This is a genomic window from Arcticibacterium sp., assembly GCF_055134445.1.
In genome coordinates this window covers 1-19,081 of record NZ_JBSRVI010000163.1, presented here as the reverse complement: position 1 = coordinate 19,081, position 19,081 = coordinate 1, and the positions used below count along the sequence as shown (strand labels likewise).

The window sequence follows — 19,081 nt, the reverse complement described above, 5'->3', positions numbered from 1 at the left end:
TAAACTATCATTTTAATATTATACTATGCCAAATACTGCGGATTTGAAAAAGGCTCAAGATAAGCTAGTATTTTTATTGGAAGAGAATGAAAAGCGATCTAGGGAATTGATAATTGCCAACGAGGAACTGGAAGTGCAAACCATAGAAAAAACAAATAGGGCTAATGAACTTAAAATTGCAAATAATGAACTAGATTTTCAAAGAGCAGAGAAAGAGAAAATAGCAAAAGAGGTGTCCGATGCCAATATAAAACTGGAAAAACAAAAACAAGAAATAGAAAGGAGAATTTTAGGCAGGAGGTCTGATAATTATGCAAGAAGTCTAATAGAAGCGAGCCTTGATCCGCTTTTTACAATAAATTCTGAAGGAGAAATATCGGATATGAATAAGGCCTGTTTGGAAATAACCGGTAAATCAAGAAAAGAGCTGATAGGAACTTCGTTCTTTAGTTATTTCACAAACCCTGACGATGCAAAAAAAGGTTTTGATAAAATTTATGATTTAGGTTATGTATCTGATTTGCCCCTGACCATCAAAGATCACAAACTTACGGATGTGCTATTTAATGGGTCGGTTTATAAAGATGATCAGGGAAAGGTATTAGGAGTAGTGGTGGTAGCACGCGATATCACTGAGCAAAAAAACATTGAAAAGGAACTGACGGAAGCAAAAATATTTGCCGAATTGGCAACAGAATTAGCCGAAAATGCCAAACGAAAAGCTGAATCAGCTGCCATAGTCGCGGAAAATGCGGTTAAAACCAAACAGCAATTCCTCTCTAATATGAGTCATGAGATTCGAACACCCATGAACGGCATTATAGGTTTTACAAAAGTGGTGCTGAACTCAGAATTGACATCCAAACAAAGAGAATATATATTGGCCATAAAAATGAGTGGTGATGCTCTGGTAGTGCTGATAAACGATATTTTGGATTTGGCCAAAGTGGATGCTGGTAAAATGACTTTTGAACAAATACCATTCAAACTTTCTATTTCCGTGGCTTCTATGTTGCACCTTTTTGAACTCAAGATTCAAGAGAAAAATCTTACTTTAATCAAGGAATACGATGAAAGAATTCCGAAGGTCTTAATAGGTGATCCAGTACGATTGCATCAGATAATACTAAATTTGGTAAGTAATGCGGTCAAATTCACTTCTAATGGAAATATTAAAGTCAGTGTAGAATTATTGAAAGAAACCTCCGATGTTGTTGACATTGAATTTGCCATAAGTGATAGCGGAATAGGCATAGAAGCAGAAGAAGTGGATAAGATATTTGAGAACTTCCAGCAAGCTAATGGTGGCAGTACGCGACTGTACGGTGGTACGGGTTTAGGGCTGGCCATTGTGAAGCAACTGGTGGAGGCACAGGGTGGCACCATAAAGGTAAAAAGTGAACTCAACGTTGGCTCGGTTTTTAGTTTTAACCTGCAGTTTAAAAAAACCGATAAAGAAGTAGAATTAGAAGAAACGCATTTAGCCCTTGAAACCGAATTCTCAAATATCAAAGTGTTAGTGGTAGAAGATGTTCCACTTAACCAACTACTTATGCGAACTGTTCTTGACGATTTTGGCTTTGGTTGCGATATAGCTTCTAATGGTAAAATAGCTATTCAAAAAATGGAACTGAATAATTATGACATTATTTTGATGGATTTGCAAATGCCCGTCATGAATGGATTTGAAACCACAGAATATATCCGAAGAACGTTGAAATCTACCATTCCCATTATAGCTCTAACGGCAGATGTAACCACCGTGGATTTATCTAAATGTAAACAAATAGGTATGAATGAATACATTTCTAAACCAGTGGATGAGAAAATATTGTATCGCAAAATAATTAGTCAAATTAAGAAGAGTAAATTAAACAGTGCCACGAAGGAAATAGAAATAAAGGAACCCATAAAAGCCCTATGCATTGATTTGAACTATTTGATTTCGAGAACAAAGTCAAATCCTAAGTTGATGCAAGAAATGATCTTGCTTTATTTGGAACAAACGCCAACATTAATCAAGGCTATGAATAGCAGTTATTTAGAAAAAGATTGGAAAATGTTAAATGCTACACTTCATAAAATGCTTCCTTCATTTTCAATAATGGGAATCAGTCGTGACTACGAGGAAATTGCTAAAAAGGTTCAAGATTTCGCTAATAGGCAAGAATCCGAAGAGGGTATTTTATCACTACTTAAACAAATTGAGGATGTCTGTACCCAGTCGTATCATGAATTGGAAATGGAATTGAAAAAGCTAAATATATCAAATAATGGAAAATAAGGTGAAACTTTTTTTGGCTGACGACGATGCCATTTATTTAAAGTTACTGGAAATAGAATTTCAAGAAAATGCTGATTTCGACATTCATACTTTCGCAACGGGTGAACTTTGCATTGCTAGTCTGGATCTAAAACCTGATATAATTATTCTTGACTATCATCTAGATGGCATCGAAAAAAATGCGATGAATGGCATAGCTACATTAGATGAAATAAAAAAAATATTGCCAGAAGTACCTGTTATAATGCTTTCTTCACAAGATAGCATTGCCGTGGCCGTGGATTGCATGCATCATTCCGCTATAGACTATGTGATAAAGAGCGAAACTTCGTTTATGAGGCTGAAGAAAATTATCATCGATATCTTCAACGTTAAAAAAATAGAAAAACAATTGAGTTGGTATATGGATCGCTTGTAAGTTCAATTTTATAAAAAAATCTTCATCGGGGACTGTCTCAAAAGGGCAGTCTTTTTTTTGTTTTAAAAAAGCGTGAAAGTTGTAATATTTATCAATTTATGTGCAACATAATCACTGCCCAACGACCCTACATTTGTTAAGTATTAAACAATTCATAAAATGAACAGATTAGGATTAGAAGGCGACTGGAACGAACAAAAAGGAAAATTGAAACAAAGGTTTGCAGAATTGACTGATAACGATTTATTATTCGTAAAAGGGAAAAGTGACGAATTGTTAGGCAGGCTTGAAGTTAAGCTAGGAAAGAGCAAAGACGAAATTAGAGCCATTTTGGCAGAGTTATAAAAAGCTGTGATTTTATCGGCTTGAAATCCGAATTAAACTTAAATAAAATGAATAACAATCAAATGAAGGTAACAGCAATCGTATTTATGTTTTTGGGAATAGTAAGCTGCTCAAGCTCAACCCAAAAAAAGGTGGAGGATGTAAATGAAGCAAATGCAGATTTGGTAGAAGCCACGTCAGACCTAAGAGAAGCGATAATAGATTCTACAGAGGACTATAAAAATTATATGCGGAACGCCAAGGCGAAACTCGCAGAAAATGATAAGCTAATAGCAGAGCTGAAAGCTAAAAGAATTGATAATAAAAAGACGAATCTAGCCGAATATAAGAAAGAATTAGCAAAACTAGAAGCTAAGAATGCAGATTTGGCACTTAGAATTGAAGAACCTAAAGAAAATGCTCACGATAAGTGGGAAAACTTTAAAACCGATTTCAACAAAGAAATGGATGATTTAGGCAAAGCTATTTCCAATAGAGCAGAAAAAAATATGAATCAATAGAGGGGTATTTGAAAAGTGAACAGAAAGGCTACTTCAATTGATGTAGCCTTTTTTACGTACTAATCAATATAAAGCGTGAATATTATAACAAAATATCCGTTTAATGTAAGGCTAAGAATACCTAAAAAGTTCAACTTTGACAAGTAATAAAGGGATGATTATTAAGATTTACTATCCCAAATTTCGATAGAATTTCAGGCTATTTTTTAAATATAATTATCATGCTCTTACAAATGTTCTTACTTTTTTGGGCAGTTTCAATAGTTGCCTTTTTACTTTATAGTTGGTCTAATTTTCAAGAAGCCTATAGAGCTTCATTGAAAGAAAAAAAATCACAAGAAATGCGGACTCGAGCAAAAGCATTTTTTTATAAAAGGCTAAAAAAGGTTTAAAGTGTGATAAAAACCAAATTTGAAAGCTTTAACACTGCAATAAAGCTTTGAGTGGAGCATTAGGATATTTTAAGGTGCTTTCCTCTTCCTCTAAAACTTTCTTTTAACTTCTTACTAAGGTTATTTCTGAAAAGGAATCAGCCAATATACTTTCAAGATTAACTGCCCAGGTTATTATCTGCTTCACCATAGTCCTATTTCTGTTATTCGCCAGTGATGGCACAGCCAAAAGACTCCTTAAAACAAAATGACGTCAGGCTCTTCTTCTGTACCATTTAAATAATTCGAACCATATTACTGAAAGGAAACCCAGAAAGGCAGATAGGCCAATTTGTGTCAGAGCTAATCTTTTGAAACCAAAGAAAATTGTAATGGGCTCGATAAAAAGCATACTTAAGAGCACTAATAAGGTAATGGCGATAATTAACAAAACAAGATTATTTTTGTATTTCAGTGTAGTGAGAATGGAATAGTAAAAGGAGCGATTGACTAGCGTTAAGAAAACATTGGCAAATATTAAAGAACTAAAAACCATAGCCCTTGTGATTTCTTCCGCGTATCCCATATAAACGGCATATTGATAAGTAATTAATGTACCTCCTGTTATCATTAATCCTTGTACAATACTGGTTAAGAGTTCTTTCCAACTAAAAAATGTAATTTTGGGTGGCCTCGGTTTTTGTATCATCGTGTTTTTCTCCATAGGTTCGTTTTCATAAATAATAGAGCAGGTTGGCCCCATAATTAATTCAAGCAAAATGATGTGCATCGGAGAAAATATATTGGGATAAACCCATCCCAAAATTAGAGGAATGAAGACTGTTAATATAATAGGTATATGAATACTGATAATATATTGAATGGCTTTCTTTAGGTTGGTATAAATCTTTCTTCCCATAGCTATGGCAGCAACCATTTTAGCTAGATCATCTTCCACCAAAATAAGGGATGCGGCTTGTTTCGCAATCTCGGTACCTTTTGTTCCCATAGCAATACCAATATGAGCCGCCTTAAGGGCTGGGCCGTCGTTTACACCATCCCCAGTCATTGCAACTATTTGATTTTGTGACTTTAATGCTTCCACAATCCTTAGTTTGGCTTCAGGGTACATTCTTGTGAAAATGTTTATATTCATTACCCTTTCACTCAATTCGGTATCCTTAAGTTTCATCAGTTCGTCACCAGAAATGCTTTTATCCGCACCCTTGAAACCGATTTGCCGGGCGATAGTGCCGGTAGTGGCGGCATTATCTCCTGTTATTATTTTTACAGCAATACCAGCATTGTAAAAATCCTGTAGTACTTCTTTTATGTTCTTTTTTGGAGGATCATAAAAAGCCACCAAGCCTTTAAAAGTGAATTTAAATTCTTGTTGCGTTCCAGGGAAACTATTTCCCTCGAGTTTTGCTTCACCTACACCCAATACCCGAAAGCCTTCTAAAGCTAAGTCGTTGATAACAGCTTCTATTTCCGAGATATCTTCACTAGACAATTCAGAAACTGCCATTATGGCTTCTGGAGCTCCTTTGGCTGCAATAATTCTATTTCCGCTTTCATTCTCAAAGAGGTGAGTCATCATTGGTGGCTTTCCACTCAGCGGATATTCGTGAATCATGTGATAATCAGACCTGGCATCCATCATTAGTAATTCGCCATATGCTTTATGAAGGGCTATCTCCATGGGATCAAAAGGAACGGGTTCGCTAGACCACATCGCCATTGTCAAGAGCTTAGATTCAGATTCTCTTAGGTCTTTTTGAGGCTTGACAATCGATTTGTCCTCCCAAGAATAAAGCCTCGCCAAACTCATTTTATTTTCTGTAAGGGTGCCCGTTTTGTCCGTACAAATGATAGTAGCACTTCCAAGTGTTTCTACCGTTTTCATCTGTTTCACAACGATGCCCATTTTCATAAGTCGCCATGCACCCAAAGCCATAAAAGTGGTAAAAGCCACAGGTATTTCTTCGGGCAAAATACTCATAGCCAGCGTAAATGCTTTCAGTAAACTTTCCAGGATATTTTCTGTACGTACATAATTTATACCCCACACAATGAGGAATACGATGCCTCCGGCAATCACCATTTTTTTTACAAAATTGTTGATTTGTATTTCCAAAGGGGTTTTTTCTTCTTGAATGGATTCAAGACTTTTCCCTATTTTACCCAATTTGGTTTCTAATCCAATGGATTTAATCTCAATTACGGCAAGACCGCTTGCCACCAAAGAACCGCTGTAAACTTCAGAATTTGTCGATTCCGCATCTTTAAAAACGGATAGAGATTCTCCCGTAAGCACGGATTCATTTACTGAGAAATCGTTTGATTGAATAATAAGGCCGTCGGCAGTGATGGATGTGCCCTCCTCTACGATGAGATAATCTCCTGAAACGAGTTCTTCACTTAGAATTTCCAGTACTTCTCCATCGCGAATTACCTTGCACTTTGCTTGTGTGTAATTTTTTAATTTGTCTAGAGCATTTCGGCTACGAGAATCCTGATATAGAGATATAAAAGCTACTAGAATAACTGCTGACATTAGGAAAATGCCATCACCATTCTCTCCTAAAACGAAATAGATAGCAGAAATGGCCAGTAAAAGCAAAATCATAGGCTCTTTTGCCAAACTTTTAAGAGCTTCCCAAAATCCATTTTCCTGCTTGAATTCCAGTGTGTTTTTCCCAAATTGAGCTCTAGACTTGAGTACTTCCTCAGAAGTAAGCCCCTTGAGGTTAAAATTGTATTTGCCCATGCCTTTCAATGCTTCATTTAATGGTTTCTCAATAAAGTGATGGTCACCTCAAAAAACTTGTTAGTAAGTTAAGATATTTTTTCATCTTAAATTTTCCGTCATGGACTTTTGGACGCAGCCTTAGCCGATTTTATGGTAATTAAAGGTGGGGCAACAAGGTTTCTTTCTACGCTTTAAGACTTTCCCATTCAAAGGCGACCTCTGTTGATGTTTCATTTTTAACTTATAAAGTCAACATCTAACTGTTTTTCTTCTTTATAAAACCGAATAGTGAATTTGTTTTCTTGAAAGTAGTAACAGCCCTATTGGATGTAAAATATTTGACATGAGATTATGGCATTTCATTTTTGGTTTTTGAATAACATAATAACCGCAACGATTGCAGTTATTGGCATTATGAAATCTTGATAAATTCCAAATTGTATTGCAGCAGACAAACCTACAATTGCCCACATAGAAGGGATTATTAATAAATATTTTGGAAATGATTTGCCCGTCATCATGAAAAAACCAAAAGTGAAAATGGTCGATGGGCAGGGCAGCCCAAGTGTTATAGTTCTGTTAAATGAACCCTGACTAAAGTAGCTTATGATGGGATAAATAATTACTCCAAATAGTATAAAGAAGTAACCAACGTAATTTTTTCTTTGAGCAGAAAATCGGAAAATTAATTTATCCTTTACAAAAGTATTTATTAAAATCAACAGACCTTGTAAAACAAAGAATCCGCCAAATACAAAAGCTAAATCATTTATTGAAGTAAAGAATATGATGTGATAAACCAGCCCCATCCATATCCACAATAGACCAAGAAAACTTCCAGTCAATTTGTTTTTATGCGAAGATTTAGAGCTGAATACAAATAAAACAAGGACAGCAAATAACAATATTACCCATTGAAATGGAAATACGCTTGAATTGTATTTTTCAAATACACCGATGAATTGTTCCGTGGTAAAAGGTATTTCCATATTCCTTCTTAAATTAATTTATAACTTGTGGTAACAAGGCAACAAAAAATATTATAGCTGTTAAAAACATATGGTATGTAACGGGTCCTCGGCCGAAAAAAATACTGATAGTATTTGTATCCAAAAAATATCAATACTCCGCTACCCGCGATTACTCATATTACGAGAGAACCCATAAAAAAGGAGCACTGAAAAAGAATTTGAAAATACTTTCAATGCTCCCATCTTTTGAAGCTTTTATCCGAATGAGTAAGGATAGGTTTAACGGGTACTTAAAACCGTCATTCCAGGGTATTCAACACTTCCATCATCTTCTGCCGTAATAAAAAAGGATGACGGCTTAAGGGGAGTTACCGCATTTAAGGATCCTTTTAAGGTGTTGGATAGAAAGCCAGTAGTGCTTTTTAACTGACCAATGTTTTTGGTTTCATGGTCTTGTGTAATCATCCAAACTACATAAGTCTTTTTGGGAGGTGTTAAATGTGATGCGGGAGCCAAGTTGTTTATATCCAATGATATAGAGTGATTGTTATTCTTGTCACTTTTAACTTTTACGGAGCCAGTTGCAGCCGGAACCACATTTGAATTAGAAAATGTCATGCTTTTTGAACAAGAGGAAAGCGAAAACACGGCAAAGAGCATTAGTGTGGCAGCGAGCAATTTGGAGATTCTATTTATACTTTTCATATTATTTGTTTTTATACTTGATAAGGCGGTTGATTTATTGCCTATTTATTGAAATTATTTTTAACGGAAGCTTCTTTTTGATTTATTGTCCTAAGAATGGGGAGTACTACTATTTTAACCCACTTTATGCATTAGAAAATCTCCTGATTTTATCGGGACCGCAGCTAAATTGCTTAAAATCAGTATACTTCGTCAAGCTCAGCAAGGGCAACACCCATTTAAACTCAATCACCATAGCCCTTCGACATTCGCTCAGGGTAAACCCTATGCTAATTTCATTTAATTATCTGATTTATTGTACTTTAAAACTCATAACGATTCCCCAACGCATAATCCGGGTTTAAATATCACCGGAAGTTTATTATATATATTCTTGAATTTCATTTTACGCATACAATATTCGAATGATTTTGTCTATGCTCAATAATGCTATCGAGTGTAGCCGTAAGTTTATCAATGGCAGCTAATACGGCTTCTTCTATAGTATCGGCTCCGCTTGAAACAGCTATCGGCTTCTTTCCATTAATTCGGATTTCGAGTAAACAACGCATATCACTTGTACCCTCGCTAGTTGCATTTTCATTCGACACAAGAGCTTCTATGGTGGTTATATGAGATTCATACCTTTCAAAGCCATCCTCAATTAATGAGGAAAGGACATCGCTATGTTTTTCGTCTAAATCAATCGATCTGTCTTTGATAAATTCAATTGTCATATTCTTAAATGTTATTATTCAGTCTTTATAGGTTGAGAAAATCTTCAGTTTGCTAATGCCAATGCTTTGTGTAGCATTTTTTTAAATTTGACTTCAGGTTCTGCCGATTTGGATGTCCTAGCTGTTTTAAATAACCTTTCTATACTCAGTCTGGCCATTAAATAACTCAAAGTAGACTCAGCTCCCTGATTGAGGTTGACATTGTGCTCTTCTACACCATCATAACATCCTCCGGTACATTCGTTATATACAATTTGATGCAAATGGTTGTCGCCTAAAAACCAATTAAAGGCAGCTTTCGCCTTTTGTTTATAGTCTTTGTTTTTGAAGATATGATAAAACTTTTCCAATGCCATTATGGTATAAGCCACGTCTATCGGTTGCTCTCCACCTATTATATTTTCTTCATTCTGCCCCTTAATATGCCAGCCTTTGTTTGAAATGACTTTTATGCTCCCATTTACAAATATTTTTGAAAGCAAAAAACTGAAACTTTCTTTTGCTATTTTTTTATATTCCTCGTTTTGGGTACTTAGATAGGCACAAAGCATGGCCTCAGGCAGTAGGCTATTTCCATAGGTGAGATAATCTTCAAACCAAAACCAGTCATTGGCTTTTTCGTGTCTATACATTTGTACCATACGGTCTGCGAGTATTTGCAGCAAATGAATGTTTTCTGGTTCATTTTGAAAGTGCAAGCCTTTTATGATAAAAGCCATGGCTCTTGTGGAATGGATATCTTCTAAATGTGGCAATGCTTTACTTAGTAAATGTTCGGCAATGAGCGTTACATGAAAGGGCATAATTTTTTTCAATGATACCACATAGCCCAACGCCCAAATAGCCCTACCATTGCTATCGTCTAAGTTTTCTGGGATATTTTGAGCGGTAAACTCTTGAGCTTCATTTACATAATTTAAGAATTGGCCATTGGGCTGCAAACAATACTTAAGGAACTTTAAATAGGTGAATATTAATAAGATATCTTCCTCGTTTTGAAAGATTTCATAATGCTGACAAATGGCAATCAAAGCCCTAGCGTTATCATCTAAAGTATAGCCCGAATGAATGTCGGGAATGGCTATTTTGGCAAATTGTATCATACCAAAATCAGTTGTCATTTTTTCTACATGTGTAAAATTGAAAGCAGGAACTTTATATTTCAATTTGATAGCATTATCCGTTAATTTTTCAAAAAGTAGAGCATGAGCTATGGCAGAATTTTGCCAAGCTGTTGAGGCCATTTGGTGCAAGCTATTCGACGAAATCTCTGCTCTTAGTTTTTTATTATCAAGTAATGAAATGATGGCTTCGGACAATTGTACTGAATCTTCAAAATCAATAATGAGCCCATTATTATTACTCAAAACTTCAAGTGCATGTGGTATGGGTGTAGAAATAACCGGGCAACCACAGCTTACCGCGTACGAAAAAGTTCCGCTTACTGCCTGATTTGGGTCTTTAGACGTAAATAAATAAATATCTGAAAGTTGTAGATATTCCAAAAGCACAGGCAATTGCAAATATTCATTTACGAAACGTACATTTTTGTCTATGTTTAGCTCTTTCACTTTTGCCTCAAGCATAGTGCGGTATTTTTCACCTTCTTGTAAAAGGAGTGAGGGGTGTGTTTTCCCCAATACCAAAAACAATACATCAGAATGTTTTTTGATAACAGCAGACATGGCATTTAAAGTTGTTTCTATGCTCTTACTAGGCCCTAATAAGCCAAAAGTGGAAAGCACTTTTCTATTAGAAAGCTGATATTCTTTTTTTAGTTTTTCTCTATTTAATGGGGGCACCAAGTGCGTACCATGGGCGATTACCGTAATTTTATCAGCCGAGATAGCATAATCATTTATTAAAATGGCCGCTGCATTTTCGGTCATCACCACAATAGAAGATGCACTCGCAGCCATAGCTTTCACTTTTGCTCTCAATGCTTCAATTGGCTTTGGCAATACCGTATGAAAAACAAAAATGATAGGCTTAGAAATGCTTTTATAAAAGTTTTTAAATGCAGATTCATTTTTAGCATAAAAACCAAACTCATGTTGAATGACTACTAGACTAATGTTAACATCATTGTTGATCTGGAACGCCGTTTTACGAAACTCATTGGCGTTATCAGTGTTTAAAATAAATTTAGGAGTTTGGCTGTAATCAAGTTGTTCTGCGTCGGTTTCCAATGCACATATAACAGCGATAAAGGAGTTTTCAAATTGATTGTCCAAAGCATTTACTAAATCTTGGGTATAAGTGGCTATACCGCATTCTCTTGGTGGAAAAGAAGTTACGAATAAGATTTCAGGAAGTAAATGAGCTACACCATTAGTCTTCGCAACCGACAATGTTGGTGTAGACCGCTTAGGTTTGAAAGTACTTTCGCTGCAATAATTGATTATACGAGTTATCATTGTTGTAATGTTTTAAGTTCTGTTTGACGCCAATTCCTCTAAAAGTTCTTTCAAGCTTAGGGAGGCTACGGCTATTTGTTCATCTGCAGCACCGTAATAAATATATAGGTTGTCGTCTTCAAGTATATTTCCTGTAGGAAAACATACATTGTTAACTTCACCATTCAGCTCCCAAGATTTTTCCGGGAAAAATAAAGGGTAGGGTAGCCTGGCAATCTCTTTTTGTGGGTTTTCTAAGTCGAGCAAGACTGCACAAGCCGAATACACATAACCTTTCAAAGTGTCGTGCACACCGTGATAAATAAGCAGCCAGCCGTCCGACGTTTCAATAGGCGGTCCTCCGCCGCCAATATAGCTTACCTCATGATCATACTTTGGCGATAAAACAACGTTTTCGTCAAAGTTTGAAAAATAGTTTTGCCAAAAATCAGTAGTAAGATCGCTTAGCTTTTCTATAGCCACTACTATCTGAATATCAGGCTTTATGCGATGCAGAAAGTGAAATTTATTATTAATTTTTCGCGGAAAAAAAATTAGGTTTTTATCCCATAACAACTCTCTTCTGTCTTGTTTGAAATTACTTTTTGATTTCTCATTAAAACGCATGTATTTTTCATGCATAGGCCCTTTTATTTCAGTGAAATGTTTAAATTCATCATAGGTAATTTGAGGTACAATGATACCTTCCTTTTGCCAGTGCACAAGGTCTTTTGAAGTAGCCAAGGCACCTAATGCATTTAAACCATCATATGCGGTATATGTAAGGTAGAAAGTGCCTTCGATTTCTACAATTCGCGGATCCTCCAATCCCTGAAATTCATATGCTGCTTGTGGATATAATAGGGGAGTTTCATTTCTACTTTCCACCACTGTTGGAGCCGATAATTTACAATACCCAATGGTGGAATAGTTATCTTTGGCTACTGCTCGGTAAAACATATGAATGTTATCACCCACCTGAATAATGGCAGGATTGAGCACACCTTCGCATTCAAAACTATGGTTGGTTTTAGTTAATAGAATACCGTGCTTATTTACTGTGACCATTTTTTTTAATATTTGTTCTTACCAATTTTTTAATTGATTTATTAAGCTGTGCGTTTTAATTTCCTGGTTTTTATAATTGGCACATAAAGCAAGGTATTGATACCAATTATGATAAAGAGTATCGCGTAACCCTGCATGGCAACTATATCGTTTGTACTGAAATAATGCATAATAATTATAGTTCCTATGCCCACCAGTATTCCGAGAAAAATGCGTACAAGAACAATTTTGGAGACCAGTTTCTCGGCAAGGTCAAAGAGGAAGAAACAAAAAATAATTTCTGAAAACGTGTAGAAAATGAACACAAAAGCCGAAAGCTGTGTAAGCGTTTCCAAGTTGGTAGCGAATAACAGCACAGAGACTCCATAGAGGAGGATTGTCAAACCATGAATTTCATGATAAGCGAATTCAATGCGTTTTTTTTGTTGCAATAGGGCTTTTAAAAAGCCAAATAATGCACCAATAATCATAGCCATACCCAAAGTGTATTTGACAGTTTCAAAACTAAAATGAGATGAAAATAGAAGAAAAATACCTTCTAAAATCATAATGGTACCGTACAGATATATGGGTAAGTTCTTATTCATTTTATTTTTTTTTCTAAATTGCTTATTTAAAGTCGAATATGTCCCTATATAAACCGAAGTAAACCTTGTGTTTCATCATCTACAGAGGGCTTTGATAGCCAGTTTTAGACTTTGAGAAGTTGTGTTCTGCACTCATTCTGATGTATAGAGCAAAGGGGGATTCTCTTCGCTTTTTGGATCTTCTGGTTTGGGAAATTTAAAAAATAACGGCAAGGTCATTTTCCACCGACGAAACTCCAGGTGCATTCCATGCCAATCGCTCAGCTTCGTCCTTTTGGTATATAGAGTGTACTAAACCGGTTAGTCTAACCCTGTTGTGATTTACTTCTACCTTTACATCTTTGGCATCTATTGACCAATTCCGAGTAAGTGCATTTTCTACATCTTTTTGTTCAAGAGCATCTTTTGATTCAGACTTGATTTTTATAAGATTGATTACGCCCTTAACCCCAGAGAGGTTTTTGATGGCGTCATGAGCAGCTTCTTCTTCATACTTCCAAGCAACTTCACCTTCTATGGTCACCTAGCCTTTTTCTACCTTTACTTTTAATTTATCTTCAGGCACTTCCCAGTTATATTTCCATGCCAATAGGATATTTTGTGCAACTTCGCCGTCGGTTTTTTGGGTAGAATAGCCATAATCTATAATGATGTTTTCTGCCAATGCTTTTACGCCTTTCACCTTTTTGATTGCATTTTCTGCACTTAACTTTTTGGAGTAGCTATCCACCACACCCGTTAAGGTTACAACCCCATCTTTTGCCGTTACACCAATTTCTGCGGCATGCAAAGAAGGTTCCCATTTAATGGCGTTTTGAACGTCTTTTTGTAATTCTATATTATTTTTCATGCCATTTTATTTATGTCAGCACCTGGGCGTTCCAACACAATAAAGGTCTAAATATATTACCTCCAGAAGTTACACATTAGAGGTCTATAGTTGTATTAATCACACCTTTGGTCCGCTAAAGCATTTTTTGATGTGTTTATTAGTCCCGAAATTTCAAAAAAGATGCTAATCTTAAGTTTTGGGAATTTTTATAGTTAGAATTATCATGAAGGTGGTAAGGATTCTGGAGTATTTGAATTACACCAAAACCTTTTCCTTCAACGCTTTATTGCTTATTAAAAACACCTCAAAAAGCCGTAAACCTGATGATGTAGGACCAAGAAGTGTGGCATTGATAATTGAACAATTTTTGTTTGAGGACAAGCTCATTTGTCATTTATTTGGTGGCGTAACGCCAGTTTAAATTTTTTATTAAATTCATGTGCTATTGGCTTATTTTTTTTTACCCTAAAGCGTTACGTCAAGATTCTTTTTCACCACGAAGGATTTTCAATAATAGTTTGGCTACTGCTTCTGACGAGCCAGGGTTTTGACCCGTTATTAACAAGCCGTCTTGCTGCGTAAATGAACTCCAGTCTGCTCCTTTACTATAATGAGCTCCTAGTTTTTTCAATTCATCTTCTAATAAAAAAGGAACAACTTTGGTCAATCCAGCTGCCTCTTCTTCGGAATTTGAAAAACCTGTCATTTTTTTGCCTTTTATAAGTGGCTGCCCATTTTCTGCTTTAACATTTATTAATGCTACAGGAGCATGGCAAACAAAAGCGATTGGTTTTTGACTGTTGTAAAAATCTTCAATAAGCTTTATGGAAGCTTTGTATGTTACTAAATCCCATAAAGGGCCATGACCTCCAGCATAAAAAACGGCGTCGTAATGATTAAAGTCAATGTTTCTTAATTTTAGCGTATTAGCGACTTGATAAATGGCATCGCTATCTTTGTAAAAACGTAGTGTAGAAGGTGTTTGAGATTCTACTTCCTCACTTTTAGGATCTACGGGAGGTTGCCCGCCTGCTGGTGAAGCTATGTCTATATCAGAGCCCGCATCTACAAATACATAATAAGGTGAAGCAAATTCTTCAATCCAAAACCCTGTTTTTTTTCCTGAGTCTCCCATTTCGTTATGAGAGGTTAATACGATTAAAATTTTCATGCTATTCTAAGTTTAATTATGTTAGTTTTTGTATTTTTTTTGAGCAAAGGAATTAAACGGTGTTATCACTTTTTAATAAAACCATTATCAAACATAGTTTTGTAGACAATTTTTGATATTTCCTACATCATTAAATCAACACGATTTGGATTTACCAATTCGGAGAGTCTGGTCGATTAGCTCTCTAGATGTTCTGATTTTTAGGTTTGACATTTTTTATACTCTTTAGCCTAAAAGCAAGTAATATTCGGAAAGCTCCGATAGAGATGAACGCCCAGGCAGTCCAGTAAATGATGGTCATGCCTCCAAAAAACGGATCCCAAATCATGATAAATGAGAATGCAGTTCCAGTTATTCCTAGCAATAATAACCATGCCGATCCTTTTGCGAAAGTACCTTTGAATTCTATGGCGACAGCAATAGCCGTAAGCGAACGGAACATCAACATTATACCTACGTAAATAGGTAATATTTCAATAGAAACCTGCGGACTTGATATTAGCCAAATACCAAACAGTAAGTCGAAAATGCCCGAAACTAGGCCCCAGCCCCAATTAGGTGTGGTGGTACGATTGGATAGATAATAAATGATTTCAAAAATTCCGTTTACAAAAAACGTAAAACTGAAAAAGATCGCCAGTGTTAAGAAGGATTCTAGCGGGGTCATAAAAACCCATATTCCAATACCAATAAATAAGACTCCGAGTATAAGCGATAAATACCAATATTTTGCAGAGAATAGGGATGTTTTGAATGTTTGATTTATCATGTACGTTTATTGTTTTAATTGTCGGCTATACTGTTTTTGAGTTTGCATTAACTCAATTTCATGGATTGGAAAATCGAAGAAATACCTCTTCGATTTTTGTTGATTTTAGTTTGCAAATGCCTGCTCATAGTCTACCTTCAATTCGTTATTTACTTGCCAAACCCCCAAGGTTTTCCAAGCAATACGTCCAGCCTCTTCTTTTTGATACCAAGAAGTTACTGTTCCAGAAAGTGTTACCGTTGTTCCAGAAACTTTTACATGGATGTCGTTGTCATTGATTGACCCATTTCTATTAATTGCATTTTGAACATCTTTTTGTTGAATGGCATCATCAGATTTTGACTTGATAATAATGTTATTCGTTAGACCTTTAACACCAGTAAGATAATGTACTGCACTACCAGCGGCCTCTCTTTGATAGTTCCAATGAAGCTCACCATCTAAGGTAACCCAACCATCTTCTACCTTTATGTTTATATTTTCGTTTGGAACTGACCAATTTGATTTTAAGGCTGCTAAAACTTCTTCAGCAACTTCAGCGTTGTTTTTTGACCATGAACTTGGAAACTTTACTTCAATGTTTTCAACCAAGGCTTTAACGCCAATTACTTTTTTAGTTGCATTTTCAGCCTCGTGTTTTTTTTCATAACTATCCACTACCCCACTGAGAGAAACCACACCATCTTTAACGGTAACTCCAATTTCTGCTGCATGCAATAAGGGTTCCCATTCGATGGCATTTTGAACGTCAGTTTGTAACTCTGAATTAGTTTTCATTTTGGATTTGTTAAGCAATAAATGAATTCTTATTGCCTAGCAAAGATTGGGATTCCAATAAATTATGGCGTTACACAATTTTGAACGATTGTTACGTAAGTCACATATTTTAGGAGAATGAGATTGTGAACGCTATAGAGCTTAATCTGCATTATCCATCCTAAAATATCCCTACTTTATATCGTTCGCCATTTTTACAGAATCTGTAGCAGTTCTAGGCTTGCTTTCTATATAAAGGCATTTATTGTTTCAATAAGCCTCTTGGTTTCTTCCGGATTTTTTATTTGAATAGATGTGACTCCGATTTCTTTGACCGGATAATCATTTCCTCCAGGAAATAAAGCATCTCCAATAAAAAACATCTCCTCTATGGCAATGCCAAGAATGTCTTGTAGCTTTTTGATACCGTAGGCTTTGTCTATGCCAAGCCTAGTGACATCTATCGATGTAGTACCGCCCAGGCGTATTGTAAATTCTGGAATAAGCTCATCCAGTATTGCCTTAATTTTCTTTCGTTTTGCAAAATTCGGATCCCATTGTTTTTTTATTTCTAGCGGAGCTTCCTGACCCAGTGCTGAAAAGGTTATCTGACTCCCTCTATCCTCAATAACATCGCCCCAAGTTTCGGTTATTTTGAAACCTAGGGATTCGGAAGCCTCATTAAGAGAATGAATTATTTTCTCTTTTTCCGCTGGACCGAAATCTTCAGAATATATTTTCTTCCAACTATCAGAATACTGATATAGTTTAGTACCACATGCTGGGAGGATGTGTAAATTATGGAGTCTTTTATTTGAAGGAAAATTATCAAGAAGTTGCTTTTTAAACTGCGGCCAATCGCCGCCAGATATAACTGCCACTGTCATTTTATCAAGCAATGCTTGTAACAATACTAACATTTCGGCATCGAGTGGAGATTTACTTGCCGCAAGGGTACCATCTAAATCGAAAATGACTAGCTTTTTCATAGTGCGTTGTTTTTAACCCGCTTTATTCATTGGAAAACCATCCGATAGCTATCGGGACAATAGCTAAATTGCTTCAAATCAGTTCGCAGTAGTAAGATCAGGGATTCCATACGATGAACAATTTATTCATCAAAAAACAGCTTAAAAACTTGGAAGTATCTTAGCTATCTCGGGGTAAACGCTATGCTAATTTCCTTTAATTGTCTGATTTATTGTACTTTAAAATTCATAACGACTCCCCAACGCATAATCCGGGTTAAAACATTTCAGGTTTATCGTATTCAATTTTTTGAACAAAAAAGCTGGCATAACTAAAATCACCTTCTTTTAATCGCCAAAATACCTCGGCATGAATAGGAATAATCACACCATTTTTTTCTTGATAATTATCAGGTTTTATGAGCCATGTTTCTAACCTTTTCTCGTCCATGAATCTCTTCGTTTCCATTTGGGTAATCTCACCTAATGCATTAAATGTGATGATATAAACAAGTGATAGACCGTGGTATTGAAAAGTCAATCGGGCAGATGAACTATCAATGGAGGTCCACTGCAAATTTTCAGATGGTAAAAGATTGGTTGGAAACCAAATGCTTTCTGATAGCCAACGTAATAATTCACTTTCGTTATATTGTTGTTTTCCATGCACATCCACAACATTAAATGCTGAAAATAGCGTGGCAATAAGCCTGCCTTCATTGCCAAGGTACATATCACGAGCTACAAACATTGAGGTAATACCTTTCCAGATAAAACCAGGTTTTTGCGTCGTAAAATATTGCTCGCCAGTGATATTAACCCAGTCTTTTTTCAAGTCTGATTTAAACTGACCATCGTGTTTTAGCCTGATATAACTTATGTACGGTTGGCCTTCTTTCAAAACGTGCTTGAAATAACGTTGCACAGGTTCGGGTAAGCCTTCCAATAGTTTATAAGTAAACGTTTTAGCTGGAATGTTTTTAGATTCTGAAAAAAGCTGAGTGACCTGTTTTTTAAATTTTATTGAAAGATTTACTTTTCCAGCAATAAAGATTAGGCCAATCACTGAAATGATTATCAAAAAGTATAGCATGGTTTTTTAGATTTTAAGCCGCCATTTTGTTCATCGCTCTGCATTCTTCTGCACATTTTCGACAGCTTTCGGCACATTCTTTACAATGCGAGTGGGAATGTTTTTCACATTCAGTGGCACAGGCTTCGCACACTTCAACGCACTCTGCACATAAATGGGTGGCATGCTTTCCGCCAATACTCAATAGTTGGGCCGCAGCAAAACATATAACCGAACATTGTCTAGAAAGTTGGATACACGCTATATGTGTTTTGACTCCATCTTCATTTAAACATTCAGTAGCACATCTATTGCACGCTATTGCACTGGTGAGACAAGCATCTATACAAGCTTGAAATTTTTGATTACTCATTACATTTATCTTTTTATGTAACGGTAT

20 protein-coding genes are annotated in these 19,081 nt (G+C 35.9%); 5 read left to right on the top strand and 15 right to left on the bottom strand.

Annotated elements, in window-relative coordinates; translation table 11 throughout:
* Nucleotides 1-25 precede the first annotated feature (25 nt).
* The 4 genes from ACTBZY_RS21550 (at nt 26) to ACTBZY_RS21535 (ending at nt 3,547) form a co-directional block, all read left to right on the top strand.
* Nucleotides 26-2,284: a PAS domain-containing hybrid sensor histidine kinase/response regulator gene (locus tag ACTBZY_RS21550; protein ID WP_463048458.1), complete on the top strand. Its 2,259-nt coding sequence runs from the start codon at nt 26-28 to the stop codon at nt 2,282-2,284.
* Complete coding sequence (locus ACTBZY_RS21545) at nt 2,274-2,702, top strand: response regulator (protein ID WP_463048457.1); 429 nt, start codon at nt 2,274-2,276, stop codon at nt 2,700-2,702. Before ACTBZY_RS21550 ends, ACTBZY_RS21545 begins: the two co-directional genes overlap by 11 nt.
* Before the next feature lie 159 nt (nt 2,703-2,861).
* The gene (locus ACTBZY_RS21540) at nt 2,862-3,047 is read left to right on the top strand and encodes a CsbD family protein (RefSeq protein WP_463048456.1); all 186 of its coding nucleotides are present in this window, start codon (nt 2,862-2,864) and stop codon (nt 3,045-3,047) included.
* A 47-nt stretch (nt 3,048-3,094) separates the two neighbouring features.
* Nucleotides 3,095-3,547, top strand: coding sequence for a sll1863 family stress response protein (locus ACTBZY_RS21535; RefSeq protein WP_463048455.1), 453 nt, complete (start codon nt 3,095-3,097; stop codon nt 3,545-3,547).
* 645 nt (nt 3,548-4,192) lie between these two features.
* Here ACTBZY_RS21535 and ACTBZY_RS21530 read toward each other — a convergent pair.
* The 9 genes from ACTBZY_RS21530 to ACTBZY_RS21490 all read right to left on the bottom strand — a co-directional run bounded on the left by ACTBZY_RS21530 (nt 4,193) and on the right by ACTBZY_RS21490 (nt 13,963).
* Entirely contained in the window at nt 4,193-6,688 is a 2,496-nt protein-coding gene (locus tag ACTBZY_RS21530) for a cation-translocating P-type ATPase (protein ID WP_463048454.1), read from the bottom strand.
* A gap of 341 nt (nt 6,689-7,029) precedes the next feature.
* On the bottom strand, nt 7,030-7,659 hold the full coding sequence (locus ACTBZY_RS21525) for a DUF6064 family protein (RefSeq protein WP_463048453.1): 630 nt from the start codon (nt 7,657-7,659) through the stop codon (nt 7,030-7,032).
* Between the two features lie 261 nt (nt 7,660-7,920).
* On the bottom strand, nt 7,921-8,346 hold the full coding sequence (locus tag ACTBZY_RS21520; RefSeq protein ID WP_463048452.1) for a hypothetical protein: 426 nt from the start codon (nt 8,344-8,346) through the stop codon (nt 7,921-7,923).
* A 380-nt stretch (nt 8,347-8,726) separates the two neighbouring features.
* Entirely contained in the window at nt 8,727-9,062 is a 336-nt protein-coding gene (locus ACTBZY_RS21515; protein WP_463048451.1) for an HPF/RaiA family ribosome-associated protein, read from the bottom strand.
* A gap of 44 nt (nt 9,063-9,106) precedes the next feature.
* Entirely contained in the window at nt 9,107-11,479 is a 2,373-nt protein-coding gene (locus ACTBZY_RS21510) for a glycosyltransferase (RefSeq protein ID WP_463048450.1), read from the bottom strand.
* 12 nt (nt 11,480-11,491) lie between these two features.
* Nucleotides 11,492-12,526: a glycoside hydrolase family 130 protein gene (locus ACTBZY_RS21505; RefSeq protein WP_463048449.1), complete on the bottom strand. Its 1,035-nt coding sequence runs from the start codon at nt 12,524-12,526 to the stop codon at nt 11,492-11,494.
* Nucleotides 12,527-12,567: 41 nt separating this feature from the next.
* Nucleotides 12,568-13,113: a hypothetical protein gene (locus ACTBZY_RS21500; RefSeq protein WP_463048447.1), complete on the bottom strand. Its 546-nt coding sequence runs from the start codon at nt 13,111-13,113 to the stop codon at nt 12,568-12,570.
* A gap of 196 nt (nt 13,114-13,309) precedes the next feature.
* Nucleotides 13,310-13,636, bottom strand: coding sequence for a BON domain-containing protein (locus ACTBZY_RS21495; protein ID WP_463048446.1), 327 nt, complete (start codon nt 13,634-13,636; stop codon nt 13,310-13,312).
* Nucleotides 13,637-13,963, bottom strand: a complete 327-nt coding sequence (locus ACTBZY_RS21490; RefSeq protein ID WP_463048445.1) for a BON domain-containing protein — start codon at nt 13,961-13,963, stop codon at nt 13,637-13,639. It lies immediately after the preceding gene.
* Between the two features lie 178 nt (nt 13,964-14,141).
* On the opposite strand from ACTBZY_RS21490, the gene ACTBZY_RS21485 reads away from it, so the two are divergent.
* Nucleotides 14,142-14,366: a hypothetical protein gene (locus ACTBZY_RS21485; protein WP_463048444.1), complete on the top strand. Its 225-nt coding sequence runs from the start codon at nt 14,142-14,144 to the stop codon at nt 14,364-14,366.
* A gap of 57 nt (nt 14,367-14,423) precedes the next feature.
* On the opposite strand, the gene ACTBZY_RS21480 is transcribed toward ACTBZY_RS21485, so the two are convergent.
* From ACTBZY_RS21480 to ACTBZY_RS21455, 6 genes are all read right to left on the bottom strand, one after another.
* Nucleotides 14,424-15,116 (bottom strand): type 1 glutamine amidotransferase domain-containing protein, encoded by a 693-nt coding sequence (locus tag ACTBZY_RS21480; protein ID WP_463048443.1) that lies wholly within the window; start codon nt 15,114-15,116, stop codon nt 14,424-14,426.
* Between the two features lie 184 nt (nt 15,117-15,300).
* The gene (locus ACTBZY_RS21475) at nt 15,301-15,885 is read right to left on the bottom strand and encodes an HdeD family acid-resistance protein (protein ID WP_463048442.1); all 585 of its coding nucleotides are present in this window, start codon (nt 15,883-15,885) and stop codon (nt 15,301-15,303) included.
* Between the two features lie 105 nt (nt 15,886-15,990).
* Nucleotides 15,991-16,662 carry a BON domain-containing protein gene (locus tag ACTBZY_RS21470; RefSeq protein ID WP_463048441.1) on the bottom strand — a complete coding sequence of 224 codons (672 nt, stop codon included), beginning with the start codon at nt 16,660-16,662 and terminating at the stop codon, nt 15,991-15,993.
* A 227-nt stretch (nt 16,663-16,889) separates the two neighbouring features.
* Nucleotides 16,890-17,630, bottom strand: coding sequence for an HAD-IIB family hydrolase (locus ACTBZY_RS21465; protein ID WP_463048440.1), 741 nt, complete (start codon nt 17,628-17,630; stop codon nt 16,890-16,892).
* 256 nt (nt 17,631-17,886) lie between these two features.
* Nucleotides 17,887-18,702 (bottom strand): DUF6920 family protein, encoded by an 816-nt coding sequence (locus tag ACTBZY_RS21460; RefSeq protein ID WP_463048439.1) that lies wholly within the window; start codon nt 18,700-18,702, stop codon nt 17,887-17,889.
* Between the two features lie 13 nt (nt 18,703-18,715).
* A partial coding sequence (locus ACTBZY_RS21455; RefSeq protein WP_463048438.1) for a four-helix bundle copper-binding protein occupies nt 18,716-19,081 on the bottom strand: 366 nt, incomplete at its 5' end.